Origin of the sequence: Erythrobacter neustonensis, assembly GCF_001663175.1 — a bacterium.
GTDB classification, from domain to species: domain Bacteria; phylum Pseudomonadota; class Alphaproteobacteria; order Sphingomonadales; family Sphingomonadaceae; genus Erythrobacter; species Erythrobacter neustonensis.
On record NZ_CP016033.1, the window covers coordinates 1,494,984 to 1,509,779 of the forward strand.

The following is a 14,796-nucleotide window of genomic DNA, read 5'->3' on the forward strand; positions in this document are numbered from 1 at the left end:
TCCGGTATGGGCAAGCGTTCCGATCCGCTCGCATCCTACAACGCCAAGCGCGATTTCACCAAGACCGCCGAACCGAAGGGCGAGGTGCCTGCCAATGGTGGCGCAGGCGGGAGGCGTTTCATCGTCCAGAAACACGCCGCCTCACGGCTGCACTGGGACCTGCGGCTCGAAATCGACGGTGTCCTCAAGAGCTGGGCCGTCACCAAGGGGCCAAGCCGCGATCCTGCCGTCAAACGCCTGGCGGTTCGCACCGAGGATCATCCGCTTTCCTATGCGCAGTTCGAGGGCACGATTCCGGCCAGAGAATATGGCGGCGGGACGGTGATGTTGTGGGACCGCGGCACATGGGCACCGATCGCGGGCAAGAGCGCAGCCGATCTCGAAGACGGGCACCTTCACTTCACGCTCGACGGCGAGCGGATGAAGGGGGAATGGCTGCTGATCCGGTTGAAGCCCAGGCCCGGCGAAAAGCGCGAGAACTGGTTGCTCCGCAAGATCGGCGACGACCACGCTGCGCCTGACGAAGCGCTGGTCGAGCATCACCTGACGAGTGTTTCGACAGGCCGATCGATGGCCGAAATTGCCGCAGGCACACGAGGCAGCGCCGCCTCTGCCCGCGCCGATCAAAAAGACGTTGCTGCGGGCATGGCAAAGGCTACCAAGCCCGGCGCGAAACGCCCCCGTCGGCGCCTTGCCGCCAAACTGCCCGGGTTCCGGGCGCCGCAGCTGGCGACGCTGGTCGACGCGGTGCCGACCGGCAATGGCTGGATGCACGAGATCAAGTTCGATGGATACCGCGCGCTGATCGCAGCCAGGGGCGAAGATGTGAGGGTCTTCACCCGTTCGGGCCAGGACTGGACCGCCAAGTTTGGCCCGCTGGTGGCGGCAATCGCCGCGCTCGATCTCCCGGCGGCACTGATCGATGGCGAGATCGTCGCGCATGATGCCGTCGGCAATCCCGATTTTTCGGCATTGCAAGCGCTCCTCAAACGCGGTCGCGGCGCGCAGGGGCCGGACGACTCCCTGGCTTTCTACGCCTTCGATCTGCTCGAAGCGGACGGTGTGGATCTGACCGCACTTGCCAATATCGAGCGCAAGGAAAGGCTCGAAGCGCTGCTCGCCGCCGCGGAACCTCCGATCCATGTCGCCGATCATGTCATCGGCGCAGGTGAACAACTCCTCCGCGCCATGTGCGGTGCCGGGCAGGAAGGCATCATCTCCAAGGCGATCGATGCGCCTTACCTCCACAAACGCAGCCATAGCTGGGTGAAGGTCAAGTGCATCCGGCGGCAGGAATTCGTGATTGTCGGATGGAAGGCCTCCACCACGAATGCGCGCCCCTTTGCCTCGCTGCTGCTGGCCCAGCACGAAGACGGTTCGCTGGCATACAAGGGCAATGTCGGCACCGGTTTCGGCGACGAGGAACTGGGCCGCATGGCAGCGCGGCTGAGACGGCTGGAGCGCAAAACGCCGCCGCTCGACGTCGACCGCGCAGCCGCGCGAGGCGTCACCTGGGTAAAGCCGGCATTGGTCGCCGAAATCGCCTTTGCCGAATTCACGGCGCAAGGGCGGGTGCGTCACGCCAGTTTCGCCGGGCTGCGCGCCGACAAGCCCGCGCGCGAGGTCGCCTCCGAGACACCCGCGCCGCCGCCAGTTACGGCAAGCGACGTCGACATCACCAATCGCGATCGCGTGATCTTTCCCGATACAGGCCAGACCAAGGGCGAACTGGCGGACTATTATGCGGCGATAGCGCCGGCCATGCTGCCCTTCGTTGCCGAGCGACCGGTCAGCCTGGTGCGTTGTCCCCAAGGCCGTGCGCGCAAATGCTTTTTTCAGAAACACGACAGCGGTGCGCTCGGCGATGCAGTGCGACACGTCCCGATCCGGCAAAAGGACGGCGGAAGCGAGGACTATCTGTTCGTCACCGACCAGCGCGGCATCCTGCAATGCGTGCAAATGGGAACGATCGAGTTCCACGCCTGGGGATCGCGGGTTGACGCGGTCGATCAGCCCGAGCGCATGATCTTCGACCTCGATCCCGACGAGGGGCTGGACTTCGAGGCCGTCAAGCGCGCCGCAACCGAGATTCGCGCGCATCTCGCCGATCTCGGTCTGATCAGCTTTGCCATGCTGTCAGGAGGGAAGGGCGTTCATGTGGTCATCCCGCTTACGCCCGGACATGACTGGGACACGCACAAGGACTTCGCGCGGCGGTTTGCCGAAGCCTTGTCGCTCGCCGCGCCGGATCGTTTCACCGCCACCATGAGCAAGGCCAGGCGCAGCGGAAAAATCTTCATCGACTGGCTGCGCAATCAACGCGGCGCGACCGCGGTGATACCATTTTCCGCCCGTGCCCGCGCCGGCGCGCCCGTCGCGGTTCCGATCGCATGGGACGAGCTCGCGAAATTCGAGGACGCCCATCCCTTTGCGATCGGCGATGCCGAAGCGTTGCTTCACCGGGCCAAGTCTCCCGCGTTGCAAGGCTGGGGCTTTGCTGCGCAGTCGCTCCCGGCGTTTTGACATACCACGAGCAAAATTCAGGAAATCGGAGAGCCATCTCAGTCGAAGCGCCTTCGCTCGCCGGGCCACCGCACAGGCTTGTCTGGTGCGAGGTCGTTTGCTGATGGGAAGCAATATTTCCGCGAGCGGGGGCAAAGCCGCCGAGCGGCTTTCGGCATCGTGCTTCGGCCCCGCTTATGGCAGAAGTTGGGTGGAAAACGGACCTAGGTCTTCTGGCTTTCAACCCACTGCCTGAAGACACCGATTACGGAAGACAGGTCAGTCGGACCGCACGCTGCTTTGAACCGAACCCCATCGGCCTTTGCGGCCCACCAGCTACCGAGCTCGCGCCATTCATCCAAGTCTCTGGCAGGCTCACCATGCTTGGCTTCGAATGGGCGACCCTCTAGCGATGTCTCACGTAAGTCGATCTCTATCGTCCATCCCGGGTTGTCTAGGGTATCGATCTTGATGCCATAGGAGTGCTCCCAGTCATTGTTGCACTCTCGAACATACCAGTTCGCAAGCCAGTCGAGGTCGTTGTTGTCCATATCTTTCTATCTGACAGAACGCGGATGGCAGCAACGGGTTGAAACCGAACGGCAGCTCCTGTCCGCCAACGCCGCAAAGCAGACATACGCCCCAGCCTTCCGCTCAACCCTTGTGCCGGCGCTCCGTGCTTGGCGGGAACTTGGCGTGGAGCGCCTTTGCCCGCGTCGGGCGGTCCATCAATTCGCCGCCGCAATTGGGGCAAGCATCGTCGAGATCCTCGGCGCATTCGGCGCAGTAAGTGCACTCGAACGAGCAGATGAAGGCGCCGGGCGCTTCGGCGGGGAGGCCCGCGCCGCATATTTCGCAATCGGGGCGCATTTCGAGCATCGCGGCGCTCCCTTAAACCGCCGCGCGCACGGCTTCGCAGATGGTGTCGACCACCTGTTCGACCTGCGTCTTGTCGTCGCCTTCGGCCATCACGCGGATCAGCGGTTCGGTGCCCGAGGCGCGGATGACGAGGCGGCCCTTGCCCGCAAGCTGGCTTTCCGCCTCGGCGATCGCGGCCTTGACCTGCGCGTTCTCCAGCGGCTGCCCGCTTTCATAGCGCACGTTCTTGAGCAGCTGCGGCACGGGGTCGAAGACGTGGAGCAGCTCGCTTGCCGGCTTGCCGCTGCGCACCAAGCTGGCGAGCACGCGCAGCGCGGCGACCGTGCCGTCGCCGGTGGTGGCATGGTCGAGCAGGATCATGTGGCCCGATTGCTCGCCGCCGACATTGTATCCGCCCGCCTTCATCGCTTCCAAGACATAGCGGTCGCCCACCTTGGCGCGCACGAGATCGAGCCCGCGGCCTGCAAGATAGCGTTCGAGCCCGAGGTTGCTCATTACCGTCGCCACGATCCCGCCACCCTTCAGGCTTCCGCGATCCTGCATCCGCCCGGCGATCAGCGCCATGATCTGGTCGCCATCGACCGCGCGCCCCTTTTCATCGACCACGATCAGCCGGTCGGCATCGCCGTCCAATGCAATGCCGATATCCGCGCCTTCCTCGACCACCTTGGCCTGCAGCGCGGCAATCGCGGTCGAGCCGACCCCGTCGTTGATGTTGATCCCGTTGGGGGTGACGCCCAGCGCGACGACCTCCGCGCCCAGTTCCCAAATTGCAGAGGGCGCCACCTGATAGGCCGCGCCATTGGCGCAATCGACCACGACCTTGAGGCCATCGAAGCGGATTTCGGACGATACCGAATCCTTGACCGCATGGATATAGCGCCCGCGCGCATCGTCGATCCGGCGCGCGCGGCCGATCTTTTCGGCCGGAACCAGCGGGATGTCGGATTCCATCAACCGCTCGATCTCGGCCTCGGCCGCGTCGGACAGCTTGAAGCCATCGGGGCCGAACAGCTTGATCCCGTTGTCGGCAAAAGGATTGTGGCTGGCGGAAATCATCACGCCCAGATCGGCGCGCATTTCGCGGGTGAGCAACGCGATTGCAGGGGTGGGCAGGGGCCCCGTCATGATCACGTCGATCCCGACGCTGGTGAAACCGGCCACCAGCGCGCTTTCCATCATGTAACCCGACAGGCGTGTGTCCTTGCCGATCACGACGCGGTGGCGGTGGCCGCCGCGCACGAAATGGCGGCCCGCGGCCTGCCCGACCTTCATCGCAGTCGCCGCGGTCATCACGCCGGCATTAGTGCGGCCCCTGATCCCGTCGGTTCCGAACAGCTTACGTGCCATGAATTTCCTGCCTGTCCTGCTGGCTGTGTTGTCTCGCGCTTCTGGCGCGGTTATCGCGCAAAGGGAAGGGCGCTGCGCCCGCTTGAGGACACTTGCATTGGAAGATCACGGCAAACCCGGCGCGGCCGGGCAGGGGAAATTCGCGCTGGTGTCGATCCGGCTGCCGGTCAAGCTGACCTTTGCCGCGCTGGTCGGCGGGCTGCTGGTGGGGATCGCGGCGGCGATGGCGGGCGCGCCGGTGCTGGTGGGCGAGATCGCCGCGCTGGTGGGCGGCTTGTGGCTGCGCGCGTTGCAGATGACGATCATCCCGCTGGTCGCAGCATTGCTTGTGCTGGGCCTCGTCCAGATGATCTTTGCCGCGCGGGTCGGCACGGTCGCCCGGCGGATGATCGCGCTGATGGTGTTCGTGCAACTGGCGGGCGGGGCGTTCACCTCGATCGTGATGCCGCCGCTGCTGCGCGCCTTTCCAGTGCCCGCCGGAGCCGAAGCGTTTCTGGCGCAGACACCCGAGACCGTGGGCGAAGTGCCGCGCGTGCTCGATTTTCTTGCCAGCCTCGTCAGCCCCAACATCGTCGCCGCCGCAGCCGAAACCGCAATGCTGCCGCTGACACTGTTCTTCGTGATGTTCGCGGTCGCGATCACGCGGCTGCCGCAGGAACAAGGCGAGCGGCTGCTCGGCTTTTTCCATGCGCTGGGCAATGCGATGCTGCTGATCATCGGGTGGGTGCTCGCCGCAGCGCCCGTCGGGGTGTTCGCTCTGGCCTACGGCGTGGGCGTGCAAAGCGGGGGCGGGGCCTTTGCCGCGCTCGGTCACTATGTGCTCAGCGTCAGCGCGATGGGCACCTTCATCTTCATGCTGGCCTATGCCATCGCGATCGCACTGGGCCGCACGGGCGGGCGGTTCGCCTCGGCGATGCTGCCTGCGCAGGCGGTGGCGTTGTCGACCCAGTCCTCGCTCGCCAGCCTGCCTGCGATGCTCGATTCCGCCGGCCGGCTGGGCCTACGCCCCTCGACCGCCGAATTCGTGTTGCCGCTGGCGGTGGTGATCTTCCGCGCGACCAGCGCGGCGATGAACCTTGCCGTGGTCTATTACATCGCCGCGCTGGCCGGGGTCGAAGTGCCGCTCACGGTCGCGATCGCGGGCATCCTGATCGCCAGCGTCATCAGCCTTTCCGCAGTCAGCCTGCCCGGATCGATCAGCTTCGTCGTCTCGATCGGGCCGATTGCGCTCGCCATGGGTGTGCCGGTCGAACCGCTGGCGCTGCTGGTCGCGGTCGAGATGCTGCCCGACCTGATGCGCACGCTGGGCAATGTCACGATGAACGTCGCGGTCACCAGCGCGGTCGACCGTTCGGCAGACGGTGCACACGACCCGACTTGAAGAGTGAACAATTCGGCCGCATCTGCGTTACCGATACAAGACCATCAACCATCGACCTTGGAGAACACCATGGCTTTCAAACTCGCCCCGCTGCCCTATCCCGACACCGCGCTCGAGCCCGCGATTTCGGCCGAAACCCTGTCGTATCACCACGGCAAGCATCATCAGACCTATGTCGACAAGACCAACGCCGCGATCGAAGGCACCGATCACGCCGACAAGTCGCTGGAAGAGATCATTGCCGCTGCGCGCGGGAGCGACAAGGGCCTTTTCAACAACTCGGCACAGACCTGGAACCATGCGTTCTACTGGCATTCGATGGCACCCGAAACGACCGAGGCATCGGACGATCTGGCCGCCAAGATCGACGAGGCTTTCGGTTCGGTCGAAGACCTCAAGCAGAAGCTCAAGGATCGCGGCGCCGGCCACTTCGCATCGGGCTGGGTGTGGCTCGCTGAAAAGGGCGGCAAGCTGTCGATCGAGGAAACCCACGATGCCGACACGCTGGCGGATGGCGACTTCAATCCGCTGCTGCTGATCGACGTGTGGGAGCACGCCTATTATCTCGATCACCAGAACAAGCGCCCGGCCTATCTCGATGCGGTCGTCGAAAAGAAGCTCAACTGGGCCTTCGCATCCGAGAACCTCGCGCGCGGGACGGTGTGGACCTACGAAAACGCCTGATCCGGTGTGAAGATAAAAAGGCCCGGGCAGGAGCGATCCTCCCCGGGCCTTTTTCGTGTCATTGCCGCGTGGTGACGCCGTTACCGGTGGATACCGCGTCGAGTTCCTCGAGGATCGCGCGGTGCGCCACCGCATCGTCGGTCGAGCGGCGCGGGATGTTGCCGCTCGACAGCATCTCCGACAGCGCGGCGCGCGCGCGGCCCACGCGGCTCTTGATCGTGCCCACCGCGCAGCCGCAGATCGCGGCGGCTTCCTCGTAGGAAAATCCGCCCGCGCCCACCAAAAGCAGCGCCTCGCGCCGTTCGGCGGGCAATGTCAGCAGCGCACGGTGCAGATCGGAAAGGTGGATCGGTTCCTCCTGTCCGGCAGGCGCGGTCAGAATGCGTTCGGCCACGCCTTCGTCATACTCGCCGCGAAAGCGGTTGCGGCGCATGTCGGTGAGGTAGGCATTGCGCAGGATCACGAAGGTCCATGCGCGCATCGAGGTGCCCGGTTCGAACCGGTCCTGCGCGGCCCACGCCTTCAGCAGCGTTTCCTGCACCAGATCGTCGGCCAGATCGGGCCGTCCGCACAGCCCGCGCGCGAACGCACGCAGATGCGGAACGACGGTCGCAAGCTCGCGCTTGAAATCGGATTTTTCGGCAGCCGAGCGCCTGTCGCCAGAGGGGCGATCATCGCTCATCGGCCGGGCGCCTTGCGATCATGCCGCTCCGCGTCGCGTCCCGGATCGATCTCGTCGAGCCTCTCGAGCAGATCCTTGAAGGCATCGGGCAGCGCCTCTTCGACCACCGAATCATACAACTGCTTCAACCCGTCGGCCCATTCGGGCGCGCGGCGCGGCGCATCATCGCCGCTGCGCGCCTTCTTGCCTTCATGATCCTGATTGGAGGCCATATCTGGTGGTTGTCCCTGATCCCGTTGTCCCGGCTGCATCGTCGCCATCGAACCCGCCTGCCTGAAACCGCGGTATGCACGCCGCCGGATCACGCTCGTATGCGGTGGGTTTGGACGAAATGGCAACGATGCGCTACCACTTTGGTTCCGCATCAGACCTTGCCGGGTTGCTTTGCCTCCGGCCCGACAGGAATTTCCGCCATCGATCCGCTTCGACCCGGCCCCGAGACTGACCCAGCGGCTGCGGCGGCGCACTCCTCGTCATGGCGGGCGCGGCGCTGGCTGGTGCTGTTTCCGCGCGCGATCCCGCTGGCGATCTTCCTCGCGCTGGCCGCGATCACCGCTCTCAGCGTGTTCGCGATCGAAAGCAACGCACGCGCCAGCGAACGCGCACAGATGCGCGAATATGCGCAAGGTGTTGCCGCCGCGCTGGATCGCAGCGGGGGCGAATATATTTCCTACCTGCGCGCGGGCGCGGCGCTGTTTTCGAGCATGGGCGAGGTCAGCCCGGAAACGTTCGACAGCTTCGTGCGCGCGCTCAGGCTCGATACCGAATTGTCGGGCGCGGAAGGCATCGGCTGGGTGCCCGTGATAGAGGCGCGCGATCTGCCCGCATTTCTGGTGCGCACGCGGATCGGCCAGCCTGCCTATCCGGCGATCACCCCGCAGCCTGCCGCGGGCAGCACCGGGCGGATCGCACCGGTGGCGATGTTCGCGCCGGTCACTGCGCTCAACCGCCGCGCGCTGGGCTACGACATGTATTCCGATCCCGCCCGCGCCGCCGCGATGGCCGAGGCCGAACTGACGCTGCGCCCCGCCGCCTCGGGGCGGATTACCTTGCTGCGGGAAACCAGCGGCACCGCGCCCGCCTTTGCGATCTACATGCCCGTTTTCCGGGGCGACGATGGCCGCGACCGACGGCTGGCCGGATTTGTCTATACCCCGTTCCGGGCGCGCGAATTTCTGGATTCGGCGATTGATCGCAACCGCCAGGGCCGCTTCGGCGTGCGCCTGTATGACGGCGAGATCGCGCGCGATCATCTGCTGGTCGCGCACGCAATCGACGATCCGGCGCGCGAACGGGTGCAGCAGGCGGTGACGATCGCCGATCGGCAGTTGATGCTGGTGATCGAACACGCCGACCACCGCGTGTTGTCATCGCTGTCGATGGTGACGCTGATCTTCGGGCTGGCGCTGGCGAGCCTGCTGATGCTGCTGGCGCGGCTGTTGACGCAGCAGGCGTTCGAGGATCAGGCGCGGCTGGCATTCTTTGAGGAACAGCATTCGATCCGCAATTCGCTCACCCGCGAGCTCAATCATCGGGTCAAGAACACGCTGGCCAATGTCCTGTCGATTCTCGCGCTCACCCGGCGCCGGGCAAGCGGGCTCGACGACTTCGCCGATTCGCTCGAAGGGCGCATCCGCGCGCTCTCGGCGACGCACGATCTGCTGACCGTCACCGACTGGGGCATCACGCCGATCCGCGCGGTGATCGAGGCCGAGCTGAAGCATTTTCGTGAAATGTTCGGCGATTCGATCCTGCTCGACGGGCCGGCGCTCGAACTGGCGCCCAATGATGCGCTGTCCTTCGGGCTGGCGGTGCATGAACTTGCGACCAATGCGGCGAAATACGGCGCGCTCAGCGTGCCGGGTGGGCGCGTGACAATCCGCTGGCAGCGCGGCGAGGACCCCGCGTCCGACACCCCTTGGGCCGAAGTCGAATGGCAGGAATCGGGCGGGCCTGCGGTCGCGCCCCAGCGCCGTTGCGGCTTCGGGACCGAACTGATCGAGAAGGTGGTCGCGCACGAGTTGCGCCAGCCGGTCACGCTCGAATTCGCGCCGGCAGGTGTCCGCTGCGTGCTGAGAGTGCCCGTGCGCCGCCCGGCCGATTTCAGAATGCGCGAAAAAGAAGTCGACCGCCGCGTGCGCAAACCCTGACCGCGCGGCGGCGGGGGATGCGCCTGTCAGAGTGGGCGGGTGGAGCCGAAGAACAGCGCCTGGCTGATCGCGGCGCGCACGCTCGCCTCCTGAAACGGCTTGGTCACAAGATAGGTCGGTTCGGGCCTATCACCCGTCAGCAAGCGTTCGGGATAGGCGGTGATGAAGATCACCGGCATCGATCCAACCGCCAGAATGTCGTCGACCGCATCCAGACCCGACGAGCCATCGGCCAACTGGATATCGGCGAGCACCAGTCCGGGCATCGCCTCGCCGATTGCAGCGCGCGCCTGCGTGCGCGTTGCCGCAGTGCCGCTGACCGTGTGGCCGAGGCTGGTCACAAGGTCTTCGAGCTGCATCGCGATCAGCGGTTCGTCCTCGATGATCAGCACGCTGGTGGCCTGCTCGCGCTCGATTTCGGCGATTGCCTCGGCCACCAGTGTCCGGACCTCGTCGGGCGTCCGGCCGAGCACGGCAGCGGTTTCGGCGACGGTGAAGTCCTCAAGCGTGGTAAGCAGCAGTGCCTGACGCGCGGGCGGGGTAATCGCGCCCAGCCGCGCCTGGGCACCGGCTTCGTGTTCGCTGGCCGGCGCCGCGTTGACGGTTTCGCGGTAGGCATCGGCCCAGACCGTGCCGAACGCGCGGTACAGTGGCACGCGGCCCCCGGTCAGGCTGGCCTGCAGATCGGCGTCGGTCATCACGCGTTCGAGCATCGCGCGCACCATCGCATCGCCTGCCGCCTGCGACCCGGTCAAGGCGCGGGCATAGCGGCGCAGGAAAGGCAGATGGGGGGCGATCTGGCTTGCAAGGGACATTGGTTGCCTTTCCGGTCGAATGCGATTCCACCGCCATAGCGGCTCCGTGCCGCGCCGTCGCGCCTATCCGACAGGCTGGCAATTTTGCGCAGCGCATCCTGCGTAGTAACCCTGGGCTGCAAAAAATCGGCGGATTGCCGGGAACCGTGCACAGTCCAAATCATTATGCTTTTGTCACCGCCGAGACCCCCCTCCCGTCCAAGCGGCTGGTGATACGATCCCGAAAGGCCTCCGTTGTTCTGCAACGGAGGCCTTTTTTGTCATGCCTTGCCACAGGTGCGGGCACGTTCTCCCGACACGGGCAGGATCAGCCGATCATCCTTTCGAAGATCGCGTATTCGCGGTTGATCGTGCTGTCGATATTTTCCGCGATCGCGACCATGCCCTGATTGTCTTCGAGCACCCAGCCAAGTTCGCCGCGGGTCGAACCATATTTCCCGGTCGCCTCGATCCGGATCGTGTCGATCATCATGAAGGCAAGCTGGCTCGCCATGCGGCTGTTGTGGAGTTCCTTCAGCACGCCCATCAACGGCACCCGCATCCCTGCATGCCTGGGATGGCGCAGCCAACGCAGCATGTGAACCCAGCCGAACGGGAACAGCTTGCCCTTGATCTTCGCCAGCGCGTCATTGACGTCGGGGAAGGTCAGCATGAACGCCACCGGCCGCCCGTCGACTTCGGCGATCATGTTCAACTCTTCCTTGATGATCGGGCGCAGCTTCTTGCCGGCATGCGCAACCTCGGCCGGAGTGAAAGGGACAAAGCCCCAATTGTCCGACCAGGCATCGTTGAGGATGCCCAGAATGATCGCCACCTCGGCGTCCCAGTCCTCCTTGCGCACGCGGCGGACATTGATCCGTTCATTCTTGCGGCCCGACTGGATGATCCGCCGGATCAGCGGCGAGAAAGGTTTCGTGATGTCGAGATCATAGGTGTAGAGCGTCTTGGCGCGGGTAAAGCCGGCTGCCTCGATCCACGCCGCGTAATGCGCCGGATGGTGGCCCATCATGATCATCGGCGCGTGATCCTGACCGCGGATCAGCAGGCCCGGCTCTTCCCAGATCGACAGCGAGATCGGGCCAAGCACACGGGTCATTCCTTCGCGCTTGAGCCAGGCTTGCGCGCTGTCCAGCAACGCATGGGCCACGGCCTCGTTCTCGGCATCGAAATAACCGAAAAAGCCGGTGCCGGGGCCGAACCCCTGTTCGGCCGGCATGGCGAGCGCAAGTTCATCGATGTGCGCCGAAATCCGCCCGACAGGCTTGCCGCCCAGATACGCGATGAACAGCTGGACGCAGGCGTGGGCAAAGAACGGGTTCTTGACGGGATCGACCAGTTCCATCTGCTCCGAACGAAGCTGGGGCACGAAATGGGGCAGGCGATCCGAAAAGGCGCGCCCCAGATCGACGAAGGCGGCGCGCCCGCGCTTGTCGCTGACCGGTTCGATTACTATCTGATCCATCCGCGCCGTCCCATCCGTCCTGCTGTGTCTTGCGTATTTGCGATTGATCAAGGCGTCCTGTGTCGTCTCGTGTTCATTCGCGCAAGGCTATCGATCACATTGACCAACATCCCGCGTTTGGAGCGAACGCCGATTTCCGGTAGAGCGCGCTTCAGGAATTGACTGAAATGACCATGCACCAGACCCTTTCCCCGATGCCTCTGACGGCCCCGCCCAAGGCGACCCGCGTCCAGTTCATGGCCGAGGACGACAAGGCGATGCTGCGCGCGGTGCGCGATCTGACCAAGGGTCTGGGCGAGGCCAAGCCCGGCATTTACTGGCCCGACATGCTGCTGTCGGCAGGGGTGGGCTACGCCGGGATTGCGATTGCAATCCTTTCAGGCAGCCTTGTGGTGAAGATCGTTGCCGGATTGGTCGCCGCGCTGGCGCTTTACCGCGCGCTGATGTTCATTCACGAGCTCACGCATATTCACCGCGCTGCGCTGCCCGGTTTCCGCACGGGCTGGAACCTGCTTGTCGGCATTCCGCTGCTCACCCCGTCCTTCATGTATGAAGGCGTGCACACGATCCACCACAAGCGCACGCAATACGGCACGGTGGAGGACCCCGAATACCTGCCGCTGGCGCTGATGAAGCCGTGGAGCCTGCCGCTGTTCGTGATCGTCGCGATCCTTGCGCCGGTGGCGCTGATCGTGCGCGCGGCGGTGCTGGTGCCCCTTGGGGCCGTGATCCCGGCCGTGCGTACCTTCACGTGGGAAAGGTTCTCGGCGCTGTCGATCAACCCCGAATTCCGCCGCCGCCCGCCCGAAGGCGAATTCATCGGGCGCGTGCGCTGGCAGGAAGCGGGTGTGTTCGTGTGGTCGTGGCTGCTGATCGGCTCCACCCAGGTGATCGGCTGGCAGCCGCTGGCGACCGCGCTGGTGATCCTGTCGCTGACTGCGCTGCTCAATCAGTTGCGCACGCTGGTCGCGCACCTGTGGGAGAACGAGGGCGAGGCGATGACCGTCACCGCGCAGTTCCTCGACAGCGTCAACGTGCCCCCGCCGGGCGTGGCTGCGGAAATCTGGGCGCCGGTGGGTCTGCGCTATCACGCGCTGCACCATCTGATGCCGTCGATGCCCTATCACGACCTGCCCGAAGCGCACCGCCGTTTGGCGCGCGAATTGGGCACGGGTTCGACCTATGACGGCGCGAACCATCCCGGGATGGCAGTGTTGGTCGGCCGGATCGCCAAGAGCACTATGGGTAAGCGCGCGGCCTGACGGCTGCGCCTTGGCCTAGTCCAGAAAGCGGATCATCGCGCAGCGGCGGTCGGCAGGCAGGCCATCGTCGACTTCGTTCGCCAACTCGCCGGCTAGACGCGGATGGGCATCGAGCGCGGTGACCTCCTCGAAGCCGAGACGCGCGTAGAACGGCGCGTTCCACGCCAGATCGCGAAAGGTGGTGAGGGTCAGCGCCTTGAAACCGGTGTTGCGCGCGTCGATCATGGCTGCGCGCACCAGCCCCGATCCGATGCCGCGGCGCTGGAAGGCGGGGACGACATTCATTTCCCAGATATGGAGTTCGCGGCTGAAGGGCTGCGCCGCCAGGAACCCTGCCGGCACATCGTCCACATGCGCAATCAGGCTGTGTCCGCGGCGGACAAGCCGGGCATAGTCCGCCTCTGCGCGAGCCCTGCCGGGATCGATCGAAGGCTCGGCGGCAAAGGCGACCGCTGCCGCGCGCTCGATCGCCGCCATTGCAGCTGCATCCTCGGGCCGGGCGAGCCGCAGCGACCAGGTCATTCCTCGGTCCGCACCAGAACGGTTTCGCCCAGCAGCAGGAACAGGAAGAACGGCGCCCATGCGGCCAGGAAGGGCGGATAGCCACCGAAACTGCCCATCGCGAGCGCGGCATTGTCCACCACGAAATAGGCAAAGCCCAGCGCCATCCCGATGATCGCGCGCACGAACAATTGGCCCGACCGGGCGAGCCCGAAGGCGGCGATCGATCCGAGCAGCGGCATCAGCAGTGCCGAGAGCGGGCCGGACAGGCGGTGCCACCACTTGGCACGCATCTCGTCGGTGTTGCGTCCCGCCGTTTCATAGGCGTCGATCGATCGGCCAAGCTCCCAGAAGCTCAACGCATCGACATTGACCGATTGCAGCATGATCCGTTCGGGCAGCAGGCCCTGACCCACCACCAGCGATGCGGGGCGCTCGGTGATTGCGCCGGCCACGTCGAACCGCACGGGTTGTTCCAGCCGCCAGCCGGGCGCGGCAAAGGTGGCGCGCGGGCTGCGGATCTGTTCGCGGATGATCCCGCCCGGCGCGCGTACATACCAGGTCACGCCGGTCAGCACGATATTCTCGCCCGACCCGGTCAGTCCGGCCGCAGCGAGGATATTGTCGCCATCGGTGAGGTAGATATTCGCCCGCGGCGCGTTGCCGCTTTCATCGCTTTGCGGGATCGGGCCATATTCCGCCGCCTCCCACGCCGACAGCGTGGCATTGGCGCGGGTGACGATGCGTTCGTTGAAGGCGAATGAGGCAGCGGCGATGATCGCGGCCGTCAGCAGCAGCGGCGCAAGCACCTGATGCGCCGAGAGCCCTGCGGCCTTCATCGCCACCACCTCGGAATTCTGGTTCAATGTCACCAGCGTGATCAGCGTCGCCAGCAATACCGAATAGGGCAGGAAGCGGCTGACAAGCTGCGGCGCGCGCAGCGAGGCATATTGCAGCACCTCGGCCTGTCCGTTGCCCGGCACCGCCAGAATGTCGCCCGTCTGCGACAGCAGGTCGAGCGCGAGCAGCACCAGCACCAGCATCACCAGCACCGCAAGGATGCGGACAACGAACAGCTTCGCCAGATAGACCGTCAGCGTGCGCGAGGGGAAGAAATCCATCTGCATG

General features: G+C 65.1%; 14 protein-coding genes. 5 read left to right on the forward strand and 9 right to left on the reverse strand.

What is annotated here, in order from left to right:
* Nucleotides 1-6 precede the first annotated feature (6 nt).
* A complete protein-coding gene (ligD, locus tag A9D12_RS07005; protein WP_068350644.1) occupies nt 7-2,523 on the forward strand; it encodes a DNA ligase D in 2,517 nt (838 codons plus the stop codon).
* 203 nt (nt 2,524-2,726) lie between these two features.
* Here ligD and A9D12_RS07010 read toward each other — a convergent pair whose 3' ends face one another.
* From A9D12_RS07010 to glmM, 3 genes are all read right to left on the reverse strand, one after another.
* Complete coding sequence (locus tag A9D12_RS07010; RefSeq protein WP_068350645.1) at nt 2,727-3,053, reverse strand: immunity 53 family protein; 327 nt, start codon at nt 3,051-3,053, stop codon at nt 2,727-2,729.
* Between the two features lie 103 nt (nt 3,054-3,156).
* The gene (locus A9D12_RS07015; RefSeq protein ID WP_068350646.1) at nt 3,157-3,381 is read right to left on the reverse strand and encodes a DUF1272 domain-containing protein; all 225 of its coding nucleotides are present in this window, start codon (nt 3,379-3,381) and stop codon (nt 3,157-3,159) included.
* Nucleotides 3,382-3,393: 12 nt separating this feature from the next.
* On the reverse strand, nt 3,394-4,731 hold the full coding sequence (gene glmM, locus A9D12_RS07020; RefSeq protein ID WP_068350647.1) for a phosphoglucosamine mutase: 1,338 nt from the start codon (nt 4,729-4,731) through the stop codon (nt 3,394-3,396).
* Between the two features lie 82 nt (nt 4,732-4,813).
* Between glmM and A9D12_RS07025 the strand changes: the two genes are divergently transcribed.
* Nucleotides 4,814-6,112, forward strand: a complete 1,299-nt coding sequence (locus A9D12_RS07025; protein WP_231889724.1) for a dicarboxylate/amino acid:cation symporter — start codon at nt 4,814-4,816, stop codon at nt 6,110-6,112.
* A gap of 69 nt (nt 6,113-6,181) precedes the next feature.
* The gene (locus A9D12_RS07030) at nt 6,182-6,796 is read left to right on the forward strand and encodes a superoxide dismutase (RefSeq protein ID WP_068350648.1); all 615 of its coding nucleotides are present in this window, start codon (nt 6,182-6,184) and stop codon (nt 6,794-6,796) included.
* A 58-nt stretch (nt 6,797-6,854) separates the two neighbouring features.
* Here the strand turns inward: A9D12_RS07030 and A9D12_RS07035 are convergent, their stop codons facing one another.
* Entirely contained in the window at nt 6,855-7,478 is a 624-nt protein-coding gene (locus A9D12_RS07035) for a sigma-70 family RNA polymerase sigma factor (protein ID WP_068350649.1), read from the reverse strand.
* Nucleotides 7,475-7,690 carry a NepR family anti-sigma factor gene (locus A9D12_RS07040; protein ID WP_068350650.1) on the reverse strand — a complete coding sequence of 72 codons (216 nt, stop codon included), beginning with the start codon at nt 7,688-7,690 and terminating at the stop codon, nt 7,475-7,477. The genes A9D12_RS07035 and A9D12_RS07040 overlap by 4 nt, the downstream gene beginning before the upstream one ends.
* Before the next feature lie 285 nt (nt 7,691-7,975).
* Between A9D12_RS07040 and A9D12_RS07045 the strand changes: the two genes are divergently transcribed.
* Entirely contained in the window at nt 7,976-9,628 is a 1,653-nt protein-coding gene (locus tag A9D12_RS07045; RefSeq protein WP_068350651.1) for a CHASE domain-containing protein, read from the forward strand.
* Between the two features lie 26 nt (nt 9,629-9,654).
* On the opposite strand, the gene A9D12_RS07050 is transcribed toward A9D12_RS07045, so the two are convergent.
* A complete protein-coding gene (locus A9D12_RS07050) occupies nt 9,655-10,443 on the reverse strand; it encodes a response regulator (protein ID WP_068350652.1) in 789 nt (262 codons plus the stop codon).
* 307 nt (nt 10,444-10,750) lie between these two features.
* A complete protein-coding gene (locus tag A9D12_RS07055; RefSeq protein ID WP_068350653.1) occupies nt 10,751-11,905 on the reverse strand; it encodes a hypothetical protein in 1,155 nt (384 codons plus the stop codon).
* A gap of 167 nt (nt 11,906-12,072) precedes the next feature.
* Between A9D12_RS07055 and A9D12_RS07060 the strand changes: the two genes are divergently transcribed.
* Nucleotides 12,073-13,167 (forward strand): fatty acid desaturase family protein, encoded by a 1,095-nt coding sequence (locus A9D12_RS07060; protein WP_068350654.1) that lies wholly within the window; start codon nt 12,073-12,075, stop codon nt 13,165-13,167.
* A 15-nt stretch (nt 13,168-13,182) separates the two neighbouring features.
* Here A9D12_RS07060 and A9D12_RS07065 read toward each other — a convergent pair whose 3' ends face one another.
* Nucleotides 13,183-13,689 (reverse strand): GNAT family N-acetyltransferase, encoded by a 507-nt coding sequence (locus tag A9D12_RS07065; RefSeq protein ID WP_068350655.1) that lies wholly within the window; start codon nt 13,687-13,689, stop codon nt 13,183-13,185.
* Nucleotides 13,686-14,795, reverse strand: a complete 1,110-nt coding sequence (gene lptG / locus A9D12_RS07070; protein WP_068350656.1) for an LPS export ABC transporter permease LptG — start codon at nt 14,793-14,795, stop codon at nt 13,686-13,688. Before lptG ends, A9D12_RS07065 begins: the two co-directional genes overlap by 4 nt.
* Nucleotide 14,796 lies beyond the last annotated feature (1 nt).